At 76.1% G+C, this 24,605-nt stretch carries 18 protein-coding genes; 8 read left to right on the plus strand and 10 right to left on the minus strand.

The genetic code is table 11. The features are described 5' to 3' along the window. Window positions 1-10: 10 nt before the first annotated feature. Genes ABZ862_RS18145 through ABZ862_RS18155 form a run of 3 tightly spaced genes read right to left on the minus strand, consistent with a single transcriptional unit; the run spans window position 11 to window position 2,120 of the window. The gene (locus ABZ862_RS18145; RefSeq protein WP_360959079.1) at window positions 11-223 is read right to left on the minus strand and encodes an aroma-sacti cluster domain-containing protein; all 213 of its coding nucleotides are present in this window, start codon (window positions 221-223) and stop codon (window positions 11-13) included. Further along, the gene (locus ABZ862_RS18150) at window positions 220-957 is read right to left on the minus strand and encodes an iron-containing redox enzyme family protein (RefSeq protein WP_360959082.1); all 738 of its coding nucleotides are present in this window, start codon (window positions 955-957) and stop codon (window positions 220-222) included. Before ABZ862_RS18150 ends, ABZ862_RS18145 begins: the two co-directional genes overlap by 4 nt. After that, the gene (locus ABZ862_RS18155) at window positions 954-2,120 is read right to left on the minus strand and encodes a radical SAM protein (protein WP_360959084.1); all 1,167 of its coding nucleotides are present in this window, start codon (window positions 2,118-2,120) and stop codon (window positions 954-956) included. Before ABZ862_RS18155 ends, ABZ862_RS18150 begins: the two co-directional genes overlap by 4 nt. Before the next feature lie 440 nt (window positions 2,121-2,560). Between ABZ862_RS18155 and ABZ862_RS18160 the strand changes: the two genes are divergently transcribed. From ABZ862_RS18160 to ABZ862_RS18190, 7 genes are all read left to right on the plus strand, one after another. After that, a complete protein-coding gene (locus tag ABZ862_RS18160) occupies window positions 2,561-2,683 on the plus strand; it encodes a hypothetical protein (protein WP_360959087.1) in 123 nt (40 codons plus the stop codon). A gap of 134 nt (window positions 2,684-2,817) precedes the next feature. Beyond that, window positions 2,818-4,104, plus strand: a complete 1,287-nt coding sequence (locus ABZ862_RS18165; protein ID WP_360959089.1) for a glycosyltransferase — start codon at window positions 2,818-2,820, stop codon at window positions 4,102-4,104. After that, window positions 4,076-5,056 carry a hypothetical protein gene (locus ABZ862_RS18170; RefSeq protein ID WP_360959092.1) on the plus strand — a complete coding sequence of 327 codons (981 nt, stop codon included), beginning with the start codon at window positions 4,076-4,078 and terminating at the stop codon, window positions 5,054-5,056. The genes ABZ862_RS18165 and ABZ862_RS18170 overlap by 29 nt, the downstream gene beginning before the upstream one ends. Window positions 5,057-5,070: 14 nt before the next feature. Continuing rightward, complete coding sequence (locus ABZ862_RS18175) at window positions 5,071-6,360, plus strand: radical SAM protein (RefSeq protein WP_360959370.1); 1,290 nt, start codon at window positions 5,071-5,073, stop codon at window positions 6,358-6,360. After that, window positions 6,357-7,418 carry a hypothetical protein gene (locus ABZ862_RS18180; RefSeq protein WP_360959095.1) on the plus strand — a complete coding sequence of 354 codons (1,062 nt, stop codon included), beginning with the start codon at window positions 6,357-6,359 and terminating at the stop codon, window positions 7,416-7,418. Before ABZ862_RS18175 ends, ABZ862_RS18180 begins: the two co-directional genes overlap by 4 nt. Further along, complete coding sequence (locus ABZ862_RS18185) at window positions 7,403-8,953, plus strand: MFS transporter (RefSeq protein WP_360959097.1); 1,551 nt, start codon at window positions 7,403-7,405, stop codon at window positions 8,951-8,953. The genes ABZ862_RS18180 and ABZ862_RS18185 overlap by 16 nt, the downstream gene beginning before the upstream one ends. After that, window positions 8,950-11,142, plus strand: coding sequence for a prolyl oligopeptidase family serine peptidase (locus ABZ862_RS18190; RefSeq protein ID WP_360959099.1), 2,193 nt, complete (start codon window positions 8,950-8,952; stop codon window positions 11,140-11,142). The genes ABZ862_RS18185 and ABZ862_RS18190 overlap by 4 nt, the downstream gene beginning before the upstream one ends. A 16-nt stretch (window positions 11,143-11,158) precedes the next feature. Here the strand turns inward: ABZ862_RS18190 and ABZ862_RS18195 are convergent, their stop codons facing one another. From ABZ862_RS18195 to ABZ862_RS18215, 5 genes are all read right to left on the minus strand, one after another. After that, a complete protein-coding gene (locus ABZ862_RS18195; protein WP_360959102.1) occupies window positions 11,159-13,024 on the minus strand; it encodes a BTAD domain-containing putative transcriptional regulator in 1,866 nt (621 codons plus the stop codon). Window positions 13,025-13,570: 546 nt separating this feature from the next. Next, window positions 13,571-16,666, minus strand: a complete 3,096-nt coding sequence (locus ABZ862_RS18200; protein WP_360959105.1) for an AAA family ATPase — start codon at window positions 16,664-16,666, stop codon at window positions 13,571-13,573. 118 nt (window positions 16,667-16,784) lie between these two features. Then, the gene (locus tag ABZ862_RS18205; protein ID WP_360959108.1) at window positions 16,785-16,985 is read right to left on the minus strand and encodes a hypothetical protein; all 201 of its coding nucleotides are present in this window, start codon (window positions 16,983-16,985) and stop codon (window positions 16,785-16,787) included. A gap of 276 nt (window positions 16,986-17,261) precedes the next feature. Further along, the gene (locus ABZ862_RS18210) at window positions 17,262-20,351 is read right to left on the minus strand and encodes a type 2 lanthipeptide synthetase LanM family protein (protein WP_360959372.1); all 3,090 of its coding nucleotides are present in this window, start codon (window positions 20,349-20,351) and stop codon (window positions 17,262-17,264) included. 249 nt (window positions 20,352-20,600) lie between these two features. After that, the gene (locus tag ABZ862_RS18215) at window positions 20,601-21,335 is read right to left on the minus strand and encodes a flavodoxin family protein (protein ID WP_360959111.1); all 735 of its coding nucleotides are present in this window, start codon (window positions 21,333-21,335) and stop codon (window positions 20,601-20,603) included. A gap of 160 nt (window positions 21,336-21,495) precedes the next feature. On the opposite strand from ABZ862_RS18215, the gene ABZ862_RS18220 reads away from it, so the two are divergent. Beyond that, window positions 21,496-22,512, plus strand: coding sequence for an NAD-dependent epimerase/dehydratase family protein (locus tag ABZ862_RS18220; RefSeq protein ID WP_360959114.1), 1,017 nt, complete (start codon window positions 21,496-21,498; stop codon window positions 22,510-22,512). A gap of 199 nt (window positions 22,513-22,711) precedes the next feature. Here ABZ862_RS18220 and ABZ862_RS18225 read toward each other — a convergent pair whose 3' ends face one another. Together ABZ862_RS18225 and ABZ862_RS18230 are read right to left on the minus strand one after the other, a co-directional pair. Beyond that, window positions 22,712-23,821, minus strand: coding sequence for a HAMP domain-containing sensor histidine kinase (locus ABZ862_RS18225; protein WP_360959117.1), 1,110 nt, complete (start codon window positions 23,819-23,821; stop codon window positions 22,712-22,714). Window positions 23,822-23,823: 2 nt separating this feature from the next. Then, the gene (locus ABZ862_RS18230) at window positions 23,824-24,579 is read right to left on the minus strand and encodes a response regulator transcription factor (protein WP_360959120.1); all 756 of its coding nucleotides are present in this window, start codon (window positions 24,577-24,579) and stop codon (window positions 23,824-23,826) included. Window positions 24,580-24,605 lie beyond the last annotated feature (26 nt).

A 24,605-nucleotide genomic window follows, 5' to 3' on the forward strand; every position in this document is an offset into this window, starting at 1 on the left:
GGCGGCCGGATCAGAAGAGGGCGCCGCCGGCCACGTCCGCGTGCGCCTGCACCTCGGGGGCCGCCGCGTCGAGGCGTCCCCGGATGTCGACGAGCAGGGCGAGTTCCTCGGGGGTCAGCGCGCGCAGCACCTCGTGCTGCTCCTCGCTGAGGGCGTCGACGTTGAATCCGGCGGCGGTCAGGGCGGCCAGGCTGGGCCCGGCCGGGGCGGTGTCGTCGGTCACGGGTGTCCTCCGGATGCGGCGGCGAGGGCGGCGGATACGGGGGTGGTGGGTGCGGTGGGGGCAGCTGCGGGAGTGGGGAACGCGGGGGTGGGGGATGCGAGGGAGAGGAAGAGCCGGGTGAGGAGGTGGGCGGTGTGCAGGGCGCTGACGGAGACGGCGGTCTGCAGGTGCGGGGGCAGGGCGAGTCCGTCGAGCACCCGGTAGAGGTCGTCGAGGTGGCCGTCGTCGAGTTCGGCGTGCTCGCGGACGGTGCGGAAGGCCCGTGCGGGCAGTCCGGTGGCCTCGGTGAGACGGTCCGCGAGCCGGGGTGCGGGGGCGTTGCCCTCCAGGACGGCGATGTAGCCGAGCAGGGCGACCGGGTGCCCGTGCTCGACGCGGTAGTACTGCGCGCCGGCGAGTTCCACGACGAGCGGGTGGGGGACGGCGGCCGGTGCGGCTCCCGCGGCGGCGAGGTCCTCCAGCAGCCAGGTGTCGTGGTCGCGCTCCTCGGCGGCGTGCCGCGCGCAGTACGCCGAGAGGCCGTCGGCGGCGGACCCGCCGTACGCGGCGCACCTTTCGGCGGCCCGCTCCAGCAGGGGTACGGAGGCCCGGACCAGCGGGTGCATGGCGGTCAGGTAGCGCAGGTAGCGCTCGCGCAGTCCGCCGGGGCGCCACAGGGCGGCGGTGGCGGCCCGCAGCACGGGGGCTGTCGGGGAGAGTTTGGTACGGAGCGCCAGGGACGCGGGGGCGGTCACCGGGGTGTCCTCTCCTGAACGGACCGCGCGGACTGCGCGGACCGCGCGAACGGGGCGGGCCGGGCGGGCTCGACCGGCTTCACCGGCTCTGCCGGCGGCGCGGGACGAGGATCGATCAGGTGGGCGTAGGCGGCGCAGCCCATACGGCGTACCAGGGCGGCGGGGCCGGCGGCGACCTGTGCCTGCGCGCCGAGGCGGTCGAGGAGTTCACCGACCCTGCCGCCGGCGTCGCGGGCCGCGCCCGCGAGCACGTCGGGCCGGTCGGCGAGGGCGTGGCAGCTGCGGCAGTAGCCGTCGGGGGCGGGCGACGTGCCGTACCGGGCGTGCAGCCGGCGGGGCCCGACGGAGCGCAGCATCCGCAGCACCGGCGAGCCGAGGGAGCGGGCCCGGACGGCGGGCCAGTCGTCGTCGGCGATGTGGCCGAGGCGCAGGTGTGCGGGCACCGGGCGCAGGTCCACGGTCCACTGGTTGCAGCAGGCGGCGACGGTGCCGTCGAAGGCGACGACCGGCCAGGCCGCCAGGGTGCAGGGAGCGGTCAGCGAGCCGTCCGGGCCGGGCGGTGAGGCGGGGACCAGGCGCGCGCCGCGGCCGACCGGGCGGACCTCGTTGACCAGCACGGGAACCCGGTCGGCGAAGACGCGCCGGAGGTCCGCGACGGCGTCGGCGAGGTACGGGTCGTCGGGGCCGGTCCCGGTGAGGTGGACGCTGACGGGGACCCCGGCGTCGAGCACGGTGCGCAGCGCGCCGAGCACCGCGGTGCGCGGGACCTCACGCTCGTGGTGGACGTCCATGCTGGCCGAGAAGTGGTCGAGGGCCGTGACGGCCCGCATGATCCGGGCCGGGACGTGTCCGCCGCGGGCGAAGAACATGCCGCTGAGCAGAGCGACCCGGGAGCCCTTGGCGCGGGCCAGGGCGGCGAGGTCGGCGGTCAGTTCGGGCAGCAGCAGGGGCTCGCCGCCGGTCAGCATGACCACCTCCGGCCGGTCGTGGACGCCGAAGGAGCCGACGAAGCGCAGCAGCTGCTCCGGGTCGGGGCGCTCGGCGGCGGCCGGTGAGGAGTCGGTGGAGCAGTGCGCGCAGCTCAGGGGGCAGCGGCGGGTGAGCGTCACCAGGAGGCCGCCGCAGGGCACCGGCCGCAGTCCGACGAGTTCCGCCAGTTCCACGTCGCCTCCTCGGTCCTCTTCCCCGGCCGGCCCCGGGCCCCTGCGCACGGGGTCGCGGGGGGCGCGGGGCTGTCGTCCCCGTGCGGCGCCGCCGAAGAAACGGCCGTGACCGCCGTGGGGGCTGCCGTGCTCTCCGGTGGACCCGTGCCGCGCGCGGAGCCATGGAGGGATCGTGCCCGCGAGCGGCAGACTTCCGGTTCGCGGACGCCTGGTGATCGGTATGTGCGCAGGCCGGTGCCGGTGTGCGCGGACGGGGGCGGGCCGCGGGCGGGGTCGCGGGCCTCCCGAGAGGACCGGACCCGGGCCGTACCGATGCCGTACCGGGGCCGGAAGGTGGCCGTTTACCGGCCGCGAACCGGTGACCAGGCGTTCCCATACCGGGCGGTTCTAGCTTTCTTCTCAGCCGGCGCAGCGACGCCGTCCAACCGAGGAGGACTCCCATGGCCGAGAACACCGACCCGAAGCCGCTCGAGGACAACGAGGAGATCGAGGTCGTCGCCCACAGCGAGGAGGAAGAGGCCGAGGCCGGCTGCATCGTCAACAACTCCTCCGACCTCAACTGACGCGACTCCGTCGCTTCTGAGCACCGCGCGGGCCCCGGCTCCTGGCAGTTCCTGCCCGGGGCGGGGGCCCGCGGCCCCGTCCGTGTCCGTGTCCGTCCAGTACCACCTGCCACGCACGAGGGAGCGCGCACGCCATGAAGATCCTGCTCTGCCCGCTCAGCGACGGCGGCTACCTCTACCCGGCGATCGCCGTCGGCCGGGCCCTGCAAGGCCGCGGCCACCGGGTCACCGTGCTGGGCAGGTCCGGTGCCGGTCCGGTGGCGGCCGAGGCCGGGATGGCGTTCGTACCGGCGCAGGAGTACGGCGGGCGGCGGGCGTTCTCCGCCACCTGGTGGGGGGAGACCGGTCTGGCCCAGTACCGGGCGACGCTGCGGGCGGCCCGGGAGACCGGGGCCGACCTGCTGGTCACCTCCGTGCTGTGCAACGGCGCGCTGCTCGCCGCCGAGACCCTCGACCTGCCGGTGGTGGTCGTCGGGCTGACGGTCCATCTGTGGGACTACCGGGCGGGCGGTGCCGGTGAACCGCACCTGGGCCGCACCCGCCGCAGCCGCACCCTGGAATGCCTGCGGCTCCTCGCCGAGACCCGGGAGGCCGCGGGTCTCGGGGGCCGGGCCCGCCGCTGGGCGGACGATCCGCTGCCGGGCGACGCGCTGCTGCTGCGCGGTGACCCGGCGCTGGAGTATCCGGGCGCGTCGCTTCCCGACCGGGTCCACCACGTGGGTCCGCTCCCCTGGGAGCCGGCGCCCGAGCCCGGGGAGGTGGAGGCGGTGCGGGAGCGTCTGGCGCGTTCCGCGAAACCCGTCGTCTACGTCCATCTGGGCCGCTTCTTCGGCGGCAGAAGCCTGTGGCCCAGGCTCAACGAGCTCTTCACCGGCGGCCGTTTCCAGGCCGTGGTCGAGCAGGGCCGTTCCACCGACCCGCGCCCCGCGCCGGACGCCGACGTCCTGCTGGTCCGCAAGCCGTGGATGGGGCCGCTCGTCGACCTGGCCGGACCGGTGCTGGCCAACGGGACCTCCGCCCCGGTGCTGGCCGCCCTGGTGCGCGGCCGGCCCCTCGTGCTGTCCCCCAACGGCTCCGAGCAGCCGTTGCTCACCGGTGCCTGTGTCCGGGCCGGGGTGGCGGCGCGCCTCTCGAACTCCCCGGCCCGGCCGCCGTCCGGTACGGCCTCACCGGCCGCGCCGCGGTCCGGCGCGGCCTCTCTCGCGCCGCCGTCCGATCCGGACCGGCCGGCCGCGTCGCCGTCGGAACCGCTGGAGCGGGTGTGGCACGACGGCGGGCTGCGGTCCCGTGCGCGCGCGCTGGGCGAGCGGCTGGCCGCGGTGGACGGCCCGGCCCGCGCGGCCGACATCGTCGAACGGGTCGCCCGGGTATCCGTGACCCCGAAGGAGGACCATGAGTACGCGATCAGCCGGCCTCGATGAGGCCGTGAGGACTCTGTCGGCGGGCGCGCGGCACTGGATCGCGCGGCACGCGGGCTATCTCGACTCCCCGGCCGGGCACGCCGAACTGCCGGTGACCCCACGCGTCAAGGCCCTTCTGCAACTCGCCCTGCTGCGCCGCTGCTGGGAGCTGTCCGGCCCGGCGGACCCCGCCCTGGACGACGTCACCTCGATGGTCGAACACGTGTGGCTGCGGCCCGAGTTCCCGCGCCAGCTCACCCTGGACCGCCGGTACGCGCGGCAGTTCGAGCTGATGTACGCGGCCCTGGCCCCGGCCGGGGCGGGCCCGGGGGCGCCGCGCGCCGTGGCGGACCGGCTGGCGTCGGACGGCTATCTGGCCCCGCGCCGCAAGCCGCCCTACCTCCATCTGGAGGCGAGGTACTACGCCGATCTCGCGCACGCCGACCACGAGTTCGCCCCGTACCGGGAGCTGTACGCGGCGAGCCTCCTGGCCCGGGCGGACGCCGTTCCCACGGCCGAACTGGACGTCTGCGTGGTCACGCACACGGTGTTCTACCTGAGCGACTTCGGCCTGCGCGAGCCCGGCCTGACCGGCGAGGAGCGGCGGCGCGCGCTCGCCGTCGTGGCGCGGCTGACCGAGCACTGCGTGGAGCTGGACGAGTGGGACCTGCTCGGCAAGCTGGTCCTCGCCCAGCACTGCCTGGGCGCCGACCCGCGGGACACGCCCTCGGGAGCGGCGGGACTGCGGCTGCTGGCCGCAGTCCAGGACCCGGACGGGGCGATCCCGGGACGGTCGGCCGGGCGGCGGGCCGCGGCGGACGCGACCGGGACGGACCGGTTCCGCAGGTCCTACCAGGCCACCCTGGTCACGGCGCTGGCCGCGCTGACCGTCCTCGGGGACCGGCCCGGCACGCCCGCCCTGGTGGGTGCGACGGCCGCGGCAGCCGCGACGGGTACGGGGGAGGCACGGTGAGCATCGACCAGGCGATGAGCGCGGACCGGGCGGTGCCCGTGGGAACGGTGCCCGTGGGCGCGACGGCCATGAGCGCGACGGCCGTGGGCACGGCGGCGGTGTCCGGGCAGCCGGACCCCGCGGGGACGTCCGCCGCCGCGTGCGGCGCCCGGCTGCTGAAGGGGGCCCGCAACTGGTGGTTCGTCGGCCCGGGCGGGGTGGCGCGGCTGCGTGACGGCCATCTGACGGCGGACGGCGCGCTGCGCCCCGGGGCGGAGCGGCAGTTGCGCGACAGCGGCATGCTGACCGCGCCGCCCGTCCGCGCGTACGCGCTGACCGTGCTCACCAGCACCCACTGCAACCTGGGATGCGGGTACTGCTTCCAGAACACCGCCCAGGACCTGGCGGGCGGCAGCCGGCCGCCGCGGATCGCCCGGAGCCGTCTCACCGCGGACACGATCGACGACATCCTCGCCTTCACCGGGCGGCAGATGGCCGCCGCCGGTCTGGACCGGCTCAGGATCCTGCTGTTCGGCGGGGAGCCGCTGCTCAACCCGCGCGGCTGCGCACAACTGCTGGAGCGGGCCGCGCGGATCGCGCCGGCGTCGGCCTGGATGATCTCCAACGCCACCCTGCTCACCCCGGCGCTGGCCCGGCGGCTCGCCGGTCTCGGGCTGACCCATGTGCAGGTCACCTTCGACGGCGACCGTGCCGACCACGACCGGATCCGGATCGGCCGGGCGGACGGCGGCGGCACCTTCGACAAGATCGTCCGCAACATCGCCCGGGCCACCGAGGCGTCCCCGCTGCGCTGGACGCTGCGGGTCAACGTCTCCCAGGAGACGTACGACGGGGTCGACGCGCTCGTCGACCGGCTCGCCGCGGAACTGGACCCGCGGCGGTGCACGCTGTACTTCGCGCGGATCGGGGACGTGGGCGTCGGCTACGCCAACAGCCTGCTGCACACCGGGGAGCTGGCCGGGGCCTTCACCCGGTGGCAGCGCCGGGCCCTGGACCTCGGGTTCACGGTCAGCCGCCCCGGCCCCCGCAAGACGTGCGTCACCTGCGGCCACACCGACGGCCGCTACGGCGCGGTGGTGAGCGCCGACGGCACCCTCGCCAGCTGCTGGGAGACCGCGGGCAAGCCGGACTGGGAGGTCGGCTCGGTCACCGACGGCTATCTGCCGTCCGCGGTGACCCGGGACCGCTGGATCGCCTGCCAGGACCTGTACCGCTACGACGAGGACGCGCGGACCCTGGCCCGGTTCCGCGACCGCGTCGACACCGCGCTGCTCGACCACCTCGACGAGACGGGGCGGCTGTGACGAGCACCTCCACGGCGGTGATGCCGAGCACCTCCGCGGCGGCTGCGACGACCGCCGCCACGCTGGAACGCCTGTCGGCCGGGGCGGTGGGCTGGCTGGCGCGGCACGTGGAGCACTTCGACCCGTTCCCGCCGGGCCCCCGCCCGGCGGCCCACGGCACCGCGACGCACGACACGGCGACGCACGGCACGGCGAGGACGGCGAAGGCGGCGAAGGCCGCGCTGGAGCTGGCGCTGCTGTGCCACTGCGCCGCCGCCCGCCCGGGCGGCGCCCCGGCGGAGCTGGACGGGGCGACGGCTCTGCTGCGCAAGCTGTGGCAGGACCCGGAGTTCCCCGGCCTCTTCGCCGCCGCCCCCGGCTGGGCGGCCACCTACGCGCTGGCCTACGCGGCGCTGGCACCCGACGGGATCGACACCGCGCTCTGCCGGGCCGCGGTCACCGCGCTCGACCCCGCTGTCCTCTCCCCGGCGGGCAAGTCCCCTTACCAGCGCGTCGAGTTGCGCTACTACGCGGACAAGGCCGGGGTGCCGCACACCGTCGAGCCGTACGCCGACCTCCTCCCCCGCAGCCCGCTGGCCGCCTTCCGCGCCGAGCCGCCCGGAGCCGGTGCGGCGCCGGGGCACAACGCGCCGCTGTCCGTGCCACGCGCCTACGCGCTCACCCACACCGCCTTCTACCTGGGCGACTTCGGCCGCACCGCCCCCGTCCTGGACGACGGGACGCGCGCGCACGCGCTCGACCTGACGGACCGGATGCTGGGGCACTGCGCCGAGCACGACCTGTGGGACCTGGCGGCGGAGCTGGTCCTCACCCAGTTCGTCCTGGGCGAGGATCCGGCGCGTACCGCCTCGGGCGCCGCGGCGGTGGAGTGCCTGGCCCGCGCCCAGCGCCCCGACGGCGCGCTGCCGGGCCGCTCCGCCGCGCTCCGGGCGGCGGAGCCGGCCGAACCCGTCGCCGGCGCCGGGGAGTTCTTCGCCGCCGCGTACCACACGACCCTGGTGACCGCCCTGATGGCGCTGACCGTCCTGCCGGGGAGGCCGTCGTGCGACCGCGTCTGACCGTGATCAACCCCGACTACACCCGGCTGTGGTTCGGGCAGGCCGTGTCGTCCGTCGGGGACGCCGTCTTCAGCACCACCCTGGTGCTGTGGGTGGCCACCGTCCTCGGCAAGGGCCGGGCGTGGGCGCCGATGGCGGTCAGCGGCATCGTGCTGGCGTCCAGCGTGGCGGTGCTGGTGGTGGGCCCGCTCGCGGGCGTGTTCGTCGACCGCTGGGACAAGCGCGCCACCATGCTGCGCACCGAGGCGGTGCGCGGTGTGCTGGTGGCGGTGCTGACCGCGTTCACCCTGCTGCCGTCCGGCGCCCTGCCGGTCGGCGTCTGGCTGGCCCTGGTCTACGTCACCGTGCTGCTGCTGCACACCGCGGGGCAGTTCTTCTCCCCCGCCCGGTTCGCGATCCTCGCGGACCTGGTGACCACGGACACCGACCGGGCGCGGGCGGCCGGGATCGCGCAGGCGAGCGGGGAGACCGCCTGGATCATCGGACCGCCGCTGGCGGCGCCCCTGATGTTCACCGCCGGTTTCCAGTGGGCGCTGCTCTTCAACGGGCTGTCCTACGCGGTGTCGTACGTCGCGATCCGCTCCATCAAGGTGCCCGCCGGGAACGGTGGCGCGGGCTCCGCGGGCGGGACGGGCGCCGCGCGGGAGAGCCGGCGGAGCGGTGTGCGGCGGGAGTTCACCGACGGACTGCGGTTCTTCGCGCGCAGCAGGTTCCTGATGGCGCTGCTGCTGCTCACCGTCATCGGTCAGTTCGGGATCGGCGCGATCAACACCCTCAATGTCTTCTTCACCACGGCGAACCTGCACGCGGACGCCCATCTGTACGGCTATCTCGGGACCGCCATGGGGATCGGCGGCATCACCGGCGCGCTGTGCGCGGGCCGGGTGGTGAAGTGGTTCGGGGCACGCCGCACGACCTGGATCAGCCTGCTGGTGAGCGGTGTGCTGCTGGTCGCCTACTCCCGGCAGAGCAGCTTCGTCGGCGGCATCGCGCTGCTCTTCGTGTTCACCGTGCCGCTGACCGTCCTCAACACCGCGATGGCCCCGCTGCTGCTGGCGGCGGCGCCACCGGAGTACCGGGGCCGGGTGATGGCCGTGTTCTATCCGGTGACGAAGCTGGCGTCGATGCTCTCCGCGGTGCTGTCCGGCTGGCTGGCGGGTTCGGTGCTGCGGGACGTGGGAGGTTCCGTGGGCGGGCTCCGCTTCGGGCCGTACGACATGATCTTCGCGATGTCCGGCCTGGTCGTGGTCGCCTCCGGGGTCTACGCCTGCCTCGCCCTGCCGTCGGTCGGCGCCGCCGGCCCGGGCGACCGGGCGGAGTCCTCCGGCCCGGACGGCACCGACGACCTCACCGGCCTCGACGCCGACGACCTCGGCGTCACCGACCTCGAGGTCACCGACCTGGAGGTGGTCGCGCACAGCGACGGGGACGGACGCACCGCCCGCCGGAGGAAGTCGCCGCACACCTCGTCGACCGCTCCGCCCGTCCCGGGCGCGGTGCGGGACGAGGGCCAGGAAGGAGCGATGGGGGAATGACGGTGGAACCTCGTGCGGTCCCCGGTACGCACCCGGCCCGGGGTGCCTACCCCCGCGCGGACCGGCAGGACCTCGTGGAGGAACTGCACGGACTGCGCGTCCCGGACCCGTACCGCTGGCTGGAGGACCCGGCGTCCGAACGGACCCGGCGCTGGAGCGCGGCGCAGGACGGCCTCTACGCGGCGGAGCGGTCGTCCTGGACCGGGCTGGGGCGGTGGACGGACGAGGTGGCGGCCCTGCACGCCGTGGACCGGGTCCGCTCGCCCGAGGTACGCGGCGACCGGATGTTCTGGCTGCGGCAGGACGCCGGGCAGGAACACCCCGTACTGGTGGTGTCCGGACCCGGCCTCAGCCCCGGTTCCGGCTCCGGCTCTGCGGAGCGGGTGCTGCTGGACCCCGTCGCCCTCGACCCGTCCGGCGGCACCGTGCTGGACTCCTGGGAGCCCTCGCTGGAGGGCGACCTGGTGGCCTGCCAGCTGTCGCGGGGCGGCACGGAGGACTCGCTGCTCCAGGTGATCGACGTGGCCACCGGCACGGTCGTGGACGGCCCGGTGGACCGGGTACGGCGCTCGTCGGTCGGCTGGCTGCCCGGCGGCGAGGCGTTCTACTACGTACGGCATCTGGACCCCGCGCTGCACCCGGGTGAGGAGCGCTACCACCGCCGCGTCCGGCTGCACCGCGTCGGCACCCCGCCCGAGGCGGACGCGGTGGTCTTCGGCGAGGACCGGGACAAGACGCAGTTCTACAGCCTCTCGGTGACGCCGGACGGCCGCTGGCTCGCCGTCACGGCCACCCTCGGCACCGGCCGCGGCACCGACCTGTATCTGGCCGACCTGACCGCCGGACCCCTGGAACGCCCGCTGCTGCGGCCGGTCCAGGAGGGCATGCGGGACGCCACCCGGCTGCACCTGCTGCCCGGCACCGGCCCGCGGGACCGGATGTGGCTGCGGACCGACCGCGGCGCCCCGCGCGGCCGGGTCGTCGCCTGCCGCCCCGCCGAGCTGGAGCTGGGTCCCGCCGCCTGGCGGGAGGTGGTGCCGGAACGCCCGGACGCGGTGCTGACGCACTTCGTCGTGCTGTCCGGCCCCGACCCGGCGCGCCCGCTGGGCCTGGCCGCCTGGACCCGCGCCACGGTGGCCGAGGTGACGGTGCACGACCTCGCCGAGGGCCGGCAGGTGGCGACCGTGCCGCTGCCCGGCACCGGTGCGGTGGGCGACTTCTCCGCCGGGCCGCCGGGCAGCGGCACGGCCTGGTTCGCGTACACGGACTTCGTCACGCCGCCGCGCGTGCTGCGCTTCGACGCGGGCACCGGGCGCGCGGTGCGCTGGGAACGCGACACCGCCCGCGCCCCGGAGACCGGCGGTGCCGTCACCCGGCAGATCGCCTTCCCGTCGAAGGACGGCACGACGGTGCGGATGTTCGTCATCTCCCCCACCGGCCGCCCGGACGTGCCGCGCCCCGCCCTGCTGACCGGGTACGGCGGCTTCGGCCGCACCATGTCGCCCCGCTACCGCGCGCAGGTGCTGGCCTGGGTCAGGGCGGGCGGCGTGTTCGCCTGGGCGGGGCTGCGCGGCGGCGGTGAGGAGGGCGAGGCGTGGCATCGCGCGGGCAGCGGGGAGCACAAGCAGAACACCTTCGACGACTTCGCGGCCGCCGCCGACACGCTGGTCACGGCGGGCTGGACGGAACCGGGCCGGCTCGCGGTCATGGGCGGTTCCAACGGCGGCCTGCTGGTCGGCGCGGCTCTCACCCAGCAGCCGGAGCGGTACGCCGCGGTGGTGTGCATGTCCCCGCTGCTGGACATGGTGCGCTACGAGCTGTCGGGGCTGGGGCCGAGCTGGACGCCCGAGTACGGCAGCGCGCTCGACCCCGGGCTGCTGCCGGTGCTGTTCGGCTACTCGCCCTACCACCGGGTCACGCCGGGGGTCGCCTATCCGGCGGTGCTGCTGTCCGTGGCGGACGGCGACACCCGGACCGATCCGCTGCACGCCCGCAAGATGTGCGCGGCGCTCCAGCACGCGTCGACCGGCACCGGGCCGGTCCTGCTGCGGCTGGAACGGGGCGTCGGCCACGGCGACCGCGCCGCCTCCCGCGCCGTGGCGCTCCAGGCGGAATGCCTGACCTTCCTGGCCGGACACACGGGCCTCCCCGCCCCGCCCCCCGGCACCCCGGCGCCCCCCGCCCCGTGACAGCCGCCCGGTCCGGTCAGCCCGCTGCCGCGACCGGGTCGGCGGGGTGGGCCGAGCGCATGTAGAGCCTTATCAGGTGCGGCAGTTCGTACTGGGCGGCGTGCGCGGTCACCTCGCCGCCGGGCTGGGTGACCACCCCGGCGTCGATGAGCGCTTCCACGACCCGTACGGCGCGCCGCTCGTCGCAGCCGAGCGCCTCGGCGGCCTCGGCCAGCCCGAACGGGCCGTCGCCGGTCCCGGCCGCCAGCCGTGCCGCGTCCCGGCCGGACTCCTCCGGCAGCCCCTCCCAGCCGTGGGCCAGCCGGCGTCGTACGGAGACGTCGCCCGAGGTCAGTTCGTCCAGCGCCCCGGCGGGATCGGCGAGCCGGTCGGCGAACTCCCGCAGCGGCAGGTGCCGCAGGACGGCGAGCCGCATCCCGCTCACCCGGACCGCCAGCGGCGAACCGCCGCACGCCCGCACGATGCGCAGCGCGGCCTCGCGGTCGGCCCGCACCCTGCCCCGGCCCACCAGCCCGGTGAGCAGCTGGAGGGCCTCCGCGGTGCCCAGCGGCGGTACGCCGACCCGCTGCACGGGTGCCAGGCCGCCCAGTTGACCGCGGGCGGTGAGCAGGGTCCGCCCCCGCCCGCCGGGCCTCAGCAGCCACCGCACGGCGCGTTCCTCGGGCACGTCGTCGAGGACGATCAGCGCACGGTGCTCCGCCAGCCAGTCCCGCCATGCCTCGGGCCCCGGCAGGGCGCTCAGGCCGAGGCACCGGGCGAGCTTGGCGAGGACCGCGGCCGGGGGGCGCGGGCGGCCGTCGGCGTCGCGCAGTCCGACGTACGCCCGGCCGTCGGGGAACCGGTCCTCGAGGAGATGCGCGGCCCGTACCGCGAGGGCGGTCTTCCCGGACCCGGCCGGGCCGGACAGCAGCACCACCCCGGCGCGGTCGTCCTCCAGCAGGTCGCACAGGTCGCGCAGTTCCTCGCCGTGCCCGGTGAGGTCGACGAGGTCGGGCGGCAGCGCGACCGGGGCCGCGTGACGCGGGGCGGCGGCCGGCGGCCCCCCTGCCGCACCGGGCACACCGGGCGTGGCAGCACCGGCGGGACCGGCGGGACCGGCGCCGGTGTCGTCCGCGAGGACCGCCCGGTAGCGGGCCGCCATCGCGCCGCCGGGCTCCAGACCCAGCTCCCGGGCCAGCAGCTGACGGTAGTCGTCGTAGACCGCGAGGGCCTCGGCCCGGCGTCCGCAGCCGCTCAGCGCGCACATCCAGGCCGCCCGCAGCCGCTCCCGCAGCGGGTGCCGCTCGACCAGGTCGCGCAGCCCCTCGACGACCGCCGCCGCGCCGCCCAGGGCGAGTTCGGCCTCCGCCCACCCCTCGTAGGCCGTGACCTGGCGCAGTTCCAGGCCCTCCGCCAGCTCGGCCAGCAGCGGTGAGCCGCGCAGGTCCCCGCCGTAGGGCGGCCCCTGCCACAGGTCCAGGGCCTGGCGCAGCAGCCGCGCCGCCGGGGCGGGCGGCTGTCCCTCGGCGGCCCGTGTCAGGGACCGGAAGCGCAGCAGGTCGAGTTCGTCCTCCGCGACGCGGAGCAGATATCCGCCGCAGGTGTGGGTGAGCCGGGGCATGCCGTCCGGGCCGTCGTCGGCGAGCAGGGCGCGCAGAGCGCTGACGTAGACCTGGAGGTTCTTGCGGGCGGTGCGCGGCGGGTCGTGCGGCCAGACCGCGTCGGTCAGCGCGTCGACGGAGACCGGGCTGCCGGCGGAGCCGAGCAGCGCGGCCAGCACGACGCGCTGCTTCAGGGGACCGAGGGGCAGCGGCCGGCCGTCGCGGTGGACCGCGAGCGGTCCGAGGACGGTGAACCGGAGCGTGCCGGGTGGCGCTGCGTGCTGCGCGGTCGAACGCGCCATCTGGCGGACCTCCGTCGGGTGGCGGGGCGGGGAGCGTGCGTTGCCCCGATCCTCCGTCGCCCGCCTCCCCCGCACATCGGTACCTGACCCGCACACTCATACGACTGCGGCGCGCGTCATGGGGGTCCCGACCCCCATGTCCCGCCGCACCGCCCCCCATGACCGGTACACCGCGCCCCCAGACCGGCGTCACCGCCCCCGGGCCGGCGCCGTCGACGGGCTCGGGCCGTCCTGGGCACGCTCGTTCGCCGCACTGCCCGGATCGCCCCGACGGGCCCGGTACCGGGGCCCGCCGTCTTGCGGCCACGCGCTCCCCCGCGCTCTCGGCCCCGCTCGGGCAGGGGACCCCGTATGACACTGCCGGCCCCTGCCTGCGGGCGGACGGCGCCACGTCCGGAACACGCCCCGGCCAGTGCCGCGGCAGGCGGTGTCCGTCCCGTCGCGACGCCCGGCACGCTCCCCCGAGCTCTTCGAGCAGGGGGACCCCGGAGAGCACGCACCGGACGCCGCTCCTTCACGGGCGGGCGGACGCCGCCTGCCGCGGCGCTAGTCCTCGTCGGCGCCCGCGGCGGACAGCGCGCACAGGGCGGCGCGGTCCGCGCAGCCGCTCTTGGTCATCAGGCTCGCCATGTGCTTCTCCACCGTGCGCGGCGAGATGCACAGCCGCTGGGCGATCTGCTGGTTGCCCGGTCGTTCCGCGAGGAGGACGAACACCTCGTACTCGCGTGGGGTGACGCCCGCGGCGCGCAGCCGGGCCGGAATGCGTTCCCGGCCGCCCCGGCGCTGCGGGACGCTGACCCCGGCCTGCCGCAGCAGCGCCCGGCAGGCCCCCGCCACCGGCACGACGCCCGCCTCGTGGAAGTACTCCTCGGCCGTGCGCAGCCAGACGGCCGGCTCGCCCCAGGAGTCCTCGAGCGCCGCCTCCGCGGTCAGCCGCAGCGCGAGGTGCCATCCCTGGGGGAAGGTCTCCGCGAGCCGGCCGGTCTCCGCCACGGCGCGCCGTGCCCCGGCCCGGTCGCCGTCCCGGCCGCGTAACACCGCGTCCGCCAGGCCCAGGAACATCCGGTTCCAGGCCAGTTGGCCGCCCGGCGAGGCCAGCGCCTCCTGGTACGCCTCCGGTCCGTCGGCGGCGCCGTCGAGGACGCGCAGCAGCACGCGGAGCCCGTACCGGCCGCTGAGGTAGAAGAAACTCGGGTGCTCCCGTTCCCAGGCCAGCGCCGCGTCGAGTTCCGCCGACGCTTTCGCGCGGTCCTCGCCCATCAGCGCCCCGACCGCCTGGCACAGCCCGTGCTGGAGGGGTACGAGCATCGACGCGCCGCCGCCCGCGCGGCGGAAGCGGGCCACGGCGCGCTCCTGCTCGCGGAGCCGCCCCTGATGGGCGGCGAGGACGGCGTCGACCAGGAGCAGATAGCGGTGTGCCGACAGGTTCTGCACGCGCGCGCTGGCCTCCAGGGACCGTTCGACGATGTCCCGGGCCCGTTGCCACCGTCCGGTCAGGGCGCTCTGCATGGCGAGCAGCCCGTCGACCGTCTGGAGCAGCGTCAGCGAGCCGAGTTCCCGGGCCGCCTCGCGGGCGGTCTCCAGGCGGGCCGCCTCACCGGTCCGCATGAACGCGTTGGTGCCGAGCCGTACCAGCGCCTCGGCCCGGTACGCGGCGAGCCGGTGCCGCTCGGCGACGGCGAGCATCCGCGCCAGACAGGCGTCGGCCTCGTCGAAGCCGCGCTCCCGGGCGAGCAGCGCCAGCAGTTGCCACGCCTGGCAGGCGACCACCGGCCGGCCCCGGTCCTCGGCGGTGAGCGCCGCCCGCCGGGCTGAACGTTCCGCCGTCCTCAGGCGCTCCGACCCCTCGGGGTCGTAAAGGCCGTCGAGGTCGTCGAGGTCGTCGAGGTCGTCGAGAACCTCCCCGGGGTCCCGGGTGTCCCGGTCGGCGGGGCCTTCGCAGTGGCCGCGGACGTCACGGTCGTCCCCGTCGCCCCGGGGGCCGTGATCGCCGCCGCCGGCGCCGACTTCGCCGCCGCCGGTGGGGTCCGGCAGGAGTGCGAGGTGTCCCTCGACCACCACCAGCGCCGCCTCCTGCTCCGGACGCGGGGTGGCACCCAGCAGGGCCCGTGCGGCACGGATCCGGCGGTGTGCCTCCTCCTGCCGCTCCGCCATGGTGGCGACCCAGGCGACCCGGGTGTGCGCCTCGGCCCGGTCCTCGGCGGCCGGCGACCCGGCGGGCGCGGGCGGCAGGTCGTCGAGGAGTTCGGACGCCACGTCGGGCCGTCCCGACTCGGCCTCCGCGACGGCGAGTCGGACGGTGATCCGGTCCCGTGACGTGCCGTCGGCCAGCCCGCGCGCCCGGGCCAGCAGCACGGCCGCCGAGCCCGACGCGCCCTCGTCCAGCATCTGCTGCCCGACCTCGGCGAACTGCCGGGCCGCCGTGGCGCGGTCGCCCGCCGCGAGCCGCAGGGTGGCCACCAGCTGGCGCTGTTCGCCGGAGAGTTCCTCGGCGGACTCCTCGATGGCGGTGGCAGCCCGGTGGGCCAGGGCGGCCCGCTCCGCGGGCGGCAGGGAGGCCCGGAGCGCGTCAGCGGTCAGGACGTGCCGGAAGGTGTAGTGGTCGTGGGCGGCGCCGTCCGGCGCGATGACGCCCGCCTCGGAGGCCGCCCGCAGATGGGCGAAGAGGGCGCGGTCGTCGAGGCCCGTCACGGCCCTGAGCGCGCCGACGGAGAACCGGCCGCCGAGCGTCGCGGCGATGAGAAGCAGGTCGCGCACCGGTTCGTCGAGCCGGTCCAGCCGTCGCGACCAGCTGCGGACCGCGCCGGTCGGCACCAGGGCCTCGCCGCGGTCGGTGAACCGCCAGCCGTCGTCGGCCCGGTTCAGCCGCCCCGAGTCCAGCAGGTCGGCCAGCATCACCTCGACCAGGTACGGGTTGCCCCCCGCCCGCCCGGAGAGGTGGCGGTGGGCGGCCGGGGGGACCTCGCCCCGCCCGGCCTCCAGACAGGCGTCCACCATGTTCCGTACGGCGGCCTCGTCCAGCGGGCCGAGCTCCCGCAGGTCGGCGGTGTTGCGCAGTTCCGCCGCGAGGGCGAGGTCCAGGGCGGGGCCGGGGTCGGGCCGCAGCGTACCGACCAGGAGGAGCGGCAGGCCCGCGACGTTGTCGACCAGGTACTCGACGACCGCGATGGTCTCGGTGTCGGAGTCGTGCAGGTCCTCCAGCAGGACCACGCAGCCCCGTTCACGGCCGAGCACCGCCAGCAGTCTGAGCAGGGCCTCCGCGAGTTCGACCAGCGAGATCGCGTACCCCGGGGCTCCTGCCCCGGCCCGCCACTCGGGCACCAGGCCGGCCAACGCGGGCCGGTAGGGGTCGAGTTCGGGGTCGTCCGGCACTCCGACCGCGCGGAACCGGGACGACAGCGCCTCGACCAGCGGCCGGAAGGGCACGACGAGGCCGGTGGAGGTGGCCCGGCCGCGCAGCACCGGCATGTCCCGGTCGTAGGCGCGCAGCGCGCACTCACCGGCCAGCCGGGACTTGCCGATCCCCGCCTCCCCGACGAGGAAGACGGCCCGCCCCGCGCGTCTTCGGGCGCTCTCCAGTGCCTCGTTCATCAGGTCGATCTCGGCGCCCCGCCCCACGATGACCGACGACATCGCTCGCATGGGCGCAGGTTACGTGATCCTTTTCACGCACGGCAGAGGGCCGGGAACCCCGGCCCTCCGCTCGTTCCGAGCCTGTGTCACCTGCGGTGCGGGACCGGGCGGCGGCAGCGTCTCCCGTTCATGCCTGCAGGAAGGTACCGGTGGTGTAGGGGAGGTCAGGAGTGTCGATCGGGCCGTGGCCGGCCGCCCTGAGAAGCCGGCTGCGCAGTCCCAGCGTGCCGGTCGAGCCGAGCCTCGCCTCGCCCAGCGGGTGGTCCTGGGCGGCGGTCTCCGCGGGGATGTTGCCGTCGGTGTACTTGACCGTGTCACTGATCTGCATGATCCTCGCCGTCCTTCGCTTCCGGGTGTGGGTCGTACCGAGCCCTGGTGCGCGGGTACCTGGCCGTTCGGCAGTGCCGGGGTGTGCGGGAGTACGGGGTGTGCGGGAGTACGGGGTGTGCGGGAGTACGGGGTGCGGAGGGTGTGGGGTACGGGGTGCCGGTCACACGTGCCGTGCACCGTGCGTCATGTGTCACGTGTCACCGGTGACGCGTGATGCGCGACGCGTGCGCCGTGACGCGGCGTGGTCGGAGCGGCCGGGGCGGCCGGACCGGGGTCATCCGGGACCGCCTCCGGGGCCGGGTCCCGGGCAGCGGGTACGCAGCAGGAGCAGCGACGGCACGTGGTCCGGGAACCCGGCCCGCAGGAGTCCGTGCCCGATTCCGGCGAGGCCGGTGAGCAGGCCGGGGTGCGGGACCGCGTCGGGGGCGCCGCTGCGGGCCCCGGTCTCCTCGGCGGAGGCGAGGAGCGCTCCGGCGCGGCGGATCCAGTGCGGGCGGCCCTGCGGGAGTGCGGCGTGTCCGAGGAGTTCACAGACCCCGGCCTCGCCGTGGCAGAGGCTGTCGTCCGGGGCGACGCGGCCCCGGCCCAGCGCGTCGGCGGTCGCCCGGGACCAGTCGGCGAGGAGCGGGTCGTCGAGCGCGCCCGGGGCGTCCAGCACCGCCAGCGCGATACCGGTGCGGCCCCGGCACCAGGCCGAGGCCCGGGCGTCGGCGGGCACGGCGGACGTACCGCTGCCGGCAGGAACGTCCGCTCCGGCCCCCGCTCCGGTCCGCGCCCCGGTGTCCGTGCCCGCCCCGGTGCCGCCGTCCGGCCGGTGGCGTACGGCGGCCCGCAGCGCGGCCAGCCCCGCGTACCGGTACCGCGCGCCGCACGCGCCGTCCCCGCTCTCCGCGCCACCCCCGCCCGTACCGTCGTCGGCGGCCTCGACGGAGTCGGCGAACCGCAGCAGGGCCCAGCCGATTCCGGCGGCACCGGTGGTGAAGTCCCCGCCCAGGCGGGCGGGATCGGCGGCGGCGAGCCGGTCGGCGCAGGCGCGGGCGGCCCGCCGGTTCTCCCGGTCCCCGTCCGTGGCGGTGCCGTGGCCGGCCTCGTCTGCCGCGAGCAGGGCGGCGAGCCCTCCGGCCGCGCCGGTGGCGAGGCCGAGTTCGTCCTCGGACCGGGTGGCCGCGCGGACCAGCCGCAGGGTGGCGGCGGCCCAGGAGCCGATCTCCGGGTCGTCCAGCAGCCGCGCCGTCTCGGTGAGCGCGTACGCGATGCCGCCGAGGCCGGAGAAGGCTCCCGAGCCGAGCGTGCCGAGGTCGGCGGGCCGGGCGTCCAGCGCGTCGAGCAGTCCCGGTACCGGGGCGAGGGCCGCACGGGCGGCCTCCGCGTAGTGCGCCACCCCGGTGAGCGCCGCCAGCTGGGCGAGGAACAGGGCCGGTCCGGTGTAGCCGCCCGCCAGGTCGGCGGGCATCGGGCCGATCCGCCAGTAGCGGTCGTCCAGGAGTTCCAGGCCGATCCAGTTGCTGCGCGTCCCGTCGTGGTAGGCGAGGGAGACCAGCCGGTCCCCGAGGGAGCGGGCCGCGGACAGCAGCCGCTCCGGCTCCGGCGCGCGGTCCGCCGTACGGACGCGGCGCCCTTCGGCGGGGCGGTGCGCGGGGGTCCGGGAGGTCGTCGCCATGGCCGCGCGGACGATCCACTCCTGGTCCTGGCGGTCGACGGCGTCCAGGGCGGTGAGCTTGGCGGTGACCCGCCGGATGCCCGGTCCGCCGGTGCGCCCCGCGGGCGGCCGCCCGGGGGCGCCCCGCAGCCGGTCGTCGCCGGGGCGCGTGGTGAACAGGGGCACGTCACCCGCCCACAGCTGGGCGATCTCCTCGTCGACGAGTCCGGGTGCGAGGGCGGTGCCGAGGAGTTCGGTGCGCAGGGTCTCCAGGAACCGCTGCCGGTCGTTGGCGTCCTTCAGCAGATCGGGGTGGGTCGACTCGTCGAGCAGCATGGCGTACGTCCAGGTGGGACGTACCACGACACGTACGTCGTCCTCGGTGAACGCCTCCAGCAGGCCGCTGCCGTGCAGCAGTTCGTTGGCTCCGGCGCTGACGGCCGAGTACCCGGCGCGGAACCCGGCGCACAGCGCCTCGATGTGGGCGCCCGGTTCGGCGGGGCCGCCGTCGGCGAGGCGCGGCCGGTTGGCGGACTCTCCGAACCGGCCGGCCCTGCGTACCAGGCGCATACGGTCCGTTCCGGCGTCCTCCCAGTCGGCCCTCGGCAGGGGTGACACGGCGTCGGTGCCGCCGCCGACGCCGGAGACGTCCAGTGCGCTGTGGTCGCCGACCAGCAGCTGGGGCAGGAGTCCGACGCGGTACACCGAGTCGTGCAGGGCGCGGGCGGCGGGGTCGTCGGTGCCGTCGTTGCCCGGCAGCGGGGGGTGGAACAGGGTCTCCACGTCGACCAGGACGGGATGGGCGCCTGCGGCGATCAGGTTCTCGTGGTGCAGGTCGGTGCCGTCGAGCAGGTGCAGCAGCATCAGCAGGGCGCCCTGGCGCCGGTAGAACGTCTCGATCTCACCGGGGTGGGCGCAGGGGCGGGCGGCGACGAACTCGACCCAGCCGTAGGCGCCGCGGTCGAGGAGGCGCAGGGTGCGCAGGCGGACGGCGCCGGGCAGCCGGTTGTACCAGTCGACCAGGTCGTTGAAGTGGCGGTGTGCGGCGAGGGGGCGCGGTTTGTACACCAGGCGGGTGCCGTCGGCGAAGCGCAGCAGCATCACGCTCCGGCCGCCGCGGTGGCCGTCACCGGCTCCGGGCTCGACGCCGACGAGCGGCCCCGGGACGGGGCGGTCCGCCAGGAGTCCGGCGGCCAGCCGGGCCCGGTCGTCGGCCAGCCGTTCCAGTGCCTCGGCCAGGGCGTCGGAGGTGTCGAGGGCGGTCCGGCCCAGGATCCGCGCCAGCACCGGCCGTCCGGCGAGCAGGTCGGCGAGGCCGCGCCGGGACGCGGTGCGGCCGAGGAAGTCGCGGAACCGGGCCCGGGAGTCGTCGCCGGTGAGCCGGCCGGCCGTCCGGGCCTCGTACAGCTCCAGCACCAGCGCCCGGGCGGCGGCCCGCGCCAGCCGCCCGCCGAGCTGCCGCTCCAGGTCCCCGCGGACGGCGGCGAGGTCGACGAGGGAACGCGCCCGGGGCGACAGCCGGCGCTCCAGCCGCCGTCCGGCGAGGTCGGTGAAGGGACGCAGCACCCACGCGAAACCGGTCAGCCCCGGGTAGTCACGCTCGGGAGCCGGGGCCTGCCGGGGGGCCGCCGTGGCCCACACCTGCTCGGCCAGCGCCGCCCAGTCCGGCCGCGTACCGCCCCGGCCCCCTCCGACCAGCCCGGCCTCCCACCACCGCTCCCCCACCTGCGGCGAAACCCCGTCCTGCCCCTGCCCGTCACGCCCTTGCCCGTTCCGCTCCTGCCCGTCCCGCCCGGTGTCCTCCGCCACCGCCGTCCCTCCTCCGCTGTCCCGCGAGCCGGCCTCCTGCCGGTTCCGATACTGGTACACGGGGCGGGTCGGGTGCATGGGGAAGCGACCCCCATGTTTCTCCGGGCGGGTCGGCGGCGGATGGGCGGCGTGGCGGCGGACGGGGGCTCAGCGGTGGTCGGGGGCTCAGCGGTGGTCGGGGTTGGGGGCGTCGGAGCGGCAGCCCGCGTCCCACTGCGCGCGCTGGTTGCCGTGGGCAGGGACGCCTCCGGAACGTTTGAGGAGGGCCGCGAAGTGCATCAGGTTCCAGGTCATGAACGCGGTGTTGCGGTTGGTGAAGTCGTTCTCCGGGCCGCCCGAGCCGGGGTCCAGGTAGGACGGTCCGGGGCCCACCTCACCGATCCAGCCGGCGTCCGCCTGGGGCGGGATGGTGTAGCCGAGGTGCTGGAGGCTGTAGAGGACGTTCATGGCGCAGTGCTTGACGCCGTCCTCGTTGCCGGTGATCAGGCATCCGCCCACCCGGCCGTAATAGGCGTACTGGCCCTGCTCGTTGAGCAGTCCGGAACAGCTGTAGAGGCGCTCGATCACCTGTTTCGTCACCGAGCTGTTGTCGCCCAGCCAGATCGGCCCGGCCAGCACCAGGATGTCCGCGGCCAGGACCCGCTCGTAGAGCTGCGGCCACACGTCGGTGGCCCGGCCGTGTTCGGTCATGTCCGGGTAGACGCCGGTGGCGATGTCGTGGTCGACGGCCCGGATCACGTCCGTGGTGACGCCGTGGGCGTCCATGACGGCCCGGCTCCGGTCGACCAGGCCCTGGGTGTGGCTGCGCTCGGGTGACGGTTTGAGGGTGCAGTTGACGAAGAGGGCGGTGAGGTCGTCGAAGCGGTAGGGAGACGACGAGGGCGATGGGGATGCGTTCATGGCGGGCAGCGTCTCGCGCGCGGGGCGATTTGTCCGGGTCCGACGCGCCCGTGACATCGTCCGTGGCATCTTCCGTGACGCCTTCCGTCACGTCTTACGGAGTGGTGACGTGCCCGGCAGGTCGCGGTGTCCGGCGGACCGGCGGCCCTAGCGTGGCCGTATGCGTGTACTGGTCACCGGCGGTGCCGGGTTCATCGGGTCCCATGTCGTCGACGTGCTGCGGGAGCGGGGGCATGAGCCGGTCGTGTACGACGTCCGGGAGGACCCCGGTGCCGATGTGCGCGCCCCCGTCGCCGTGGCCCGGGCCCTCGCCGGAGCCGACGCGGTGTGCCATCAGGCGGCGATGGTGGGGCTCGGTGACGGGGTCGCCGACGCGCCGGAGTACGTCTCCCGCAACGACCTCGGCACCGCCGTCCTGCTCTCCGCGATGGCGGAGGCCGGGGTACGGCGCCTCGTACTGGCGGGGTCGATGGTGGTCTACGGCGAGGGACGCCACGTGTGCGCGCGGCACGGGGTGGTGAGGCCCGGGCCGCGGACCGCCGCCGATCTGGACGCCGGACGCTTCGAGCCGCTCTGCCCGCGCTGCGGGGACGCCCTCTCCCCCGGCCTGGTCGGCGAGGACGCCCCGCCGGATCCGCGCAACGTGTACGCCGCCACCAAGCTCGCCCAGGAGCACCTCGCGGCCGCGTGGGCCCGCGCGACGGGCGGCTCGGCGGTGTCGCTGCGCTACCACAACGTGTACGGCCCCCGGATGCCCCGGGACACCCCGTACGCCGGGGTCGCGTCCTTCTTCCGGTCCGCACTCGCCCGGGGCGAGGCTCCCCGCGTCTTCGAGGACGGGCGGCAGCGCCGCGACTTCGTCCATGTGCGCGATGTCGCGGCGGCCAACGCCGTGGCGCTGGAGGCGGGTTCCGCGCCGGGGACGCTCACCGCGTACAACACCGGCAGCGGCGAGCCGCACACCGTCGGGGAGATGGCGCGGGCGCTGGCCGCCGAATGCGGCGGGCCCGCGCCGGTCGTCACCGGCGAGTACCGGCTCGGGGACGTCCGGCACATCACCGCGGACTCCTCACGGCTGCGGGCCGAGCTGGGCTGGAAGCCGGAGACCGGGTTCGGCGAGGGCATGGCGGAGTTCGCACGGGCGGGAATGCGGGACGGCCGGCCACCGACCCGGTGACCGGCCCCGGACAGCCCGGCGGCCCCCGGCCCACGCCGAAAGCCCCGGTACAACGGCGCCGAGCCGGACCACCCGGTGGGACCACAGCCAGGACCGACACCCCCAGCGACACAACGGCCGGGATCGCCGCCCCCAGCGACACAACGGCCGGGGCCGCAGCGCAGGGGTGTGGGGCGGGAGGGGCGGTGGGGTGGCCTGTTCAGGACGCCGGGGTGGGGAGGAGCACCTCGAAGCGGCAGCCGCCGGGGATGTTGTGCACGGTGGCCCGTCCCCGGTGCGCCTCCACGATCCCCCGGACGATGGCGAGGCCGAGCCCCGCACCCGCCGGAGGCGTCCGGGCGTGCGTGCCGCGCCAGCCGGTGTCGAAGACGCGCGGCAGGTCCTCCTCGGGGATGCCGCCGCAGCCGTCCGTCACCGACACCACCACGCCCTCCGGCGAGCGTTCCGCGGCGACCGCGACCGTTCCGTCGGCCGGGGTCCGGCGGATGGCGTTGACCAGGAGGTTGCCCAGGACCCGGCTCATCTCCCTGCCGTCGACCTCCACGGGCACCGGCTCCACCCCGTCGCCGACGAGCCGCACACCGTGTTCCCTGGCGAGCGGGTCCGCGCCCGCGAGGGCGTCGCCGATCAGGTCGTACAGCGAGATCCGGGTGTACGTCAGCGGGAGCGTGCCCGCGTGGATGCGGGAGAGCTCGAACAGGTCGCCCACCATGCCGTCGAGGCGTTCGACCTCGGTGCGGATCTGCCGGAGGTACCGGCCGGGATCGGCGGCCACCCCGTCCTCCAGGGCCTCCGCCATGGCGCGCAGTCCGGCCAGCGGGGTGCGCAGGTCGTGGGAGATCCAGGCGACGAGCTCGCGCCGGGAGGTCTCCAGCGCGCGCTCCCGTTCCCGGGACTCGGCCAGCCTCGCGCTGGTGGCGGCCAGCTCACGGCTCACCGCCTCCAGTTCGGCGGTGGCCGGCCCGTGCGGCGCGGCGAACCTGCCCTCGGCGAACGAGCGTGCGGCGGCGGCGAGTTCGCGGCTGCGGGCGACGACCCAGCGGCCCAGCAGCAGCGCGGTGGCCAGCGAGACGACGGCCGCCATGGCGACGACGGTCGTCACCACGGTGAGGTCGTGCGGGGACAGGAACATCGCCCAGGCGACGGTCAGCGTGCCCGCGAGCATGGCCAGCACACCGACCGCGGCGACCACGCCGAGCGAGGCGGTCAGCGAGCGGCGCCGGACCAGCCGCAGCACGCCCGCCCCGGCGAGGCCGGTGACGGCGGCGCCGGCGAAGGCGTACAGGGCGATCAGCAGGGTGTCGCGCACGGTCACTCACCACCCGGTTCGAAGCGGTAGCCGACGCCCCACACGGTCCGGATCAGGCGGGGCCGGGCCGGGTCGTCCTCGACCTTGCCGCGCAGCCGGCGGACATGGACGGTGACGGTCGACAGATCGCCGAAGTCCCAGCCCCACACCTCGCGCATCAGGTCCTCCCGGCTGAACGCCCTGCCGGGGTGGCGCAGGAAGAACGAGAGCAGGTCGAACTCGCGCAGGGTGAGGGCGAGTTCGGTGCCGTCGCGGGTGGCACGGCGGGCGGTGGGATCGACGGCGAGTCCGGCCGCCCGGAGCGTACGCGTGCCGTTGCCGGTGCTCGTGCCGGGCCGGGAGCGGCGCAGTACGGACTCCACGCGCAGCACCAGTTCGCGTGGGCTGAACGGCTTGGTGACGTAGTCGTCGGCGCCGACCTCCAGGCCGAGGATGCGATCCTCCTCGTCGCCGCGGGCCGTCAGCATGATGACCGGCACGGGGCCCTGGCCGCGCAGCCGCCGGCACACCTCGAGGCCGTCCATGCCGGGCAGCATCAGGTCCAGTACCACGAGATCGGGCCGGTGTTCGGCGGCCCGCGCGAGGGCGGTCGGCCCGTCGCCGGCCCGGTCCACGAGGTGACCCGCGCGGTCGAGGTATCCGGCGACCACCTCGGCGACGGTCGGGTCGTCGTCGACGACCAGGACCCGCGCGGAACGGTCCGCGTCCGGCGGCCCCTGGGGCTCGTACGGCTGGTGGGGCTGGTACGGCTGCTGCATGCCCCCAGCCTGGCACCCCGCCGCGT

Origin of the sequence: Streptomyces sp. NPDC047000 (genome assembly GCF_040644295.1) — a bacterium.
Lineage (GTDB): Bacteria > Actinomycetota > Actinomycetes > Streptomycetales > Streptomycetaceae > Streptomyces.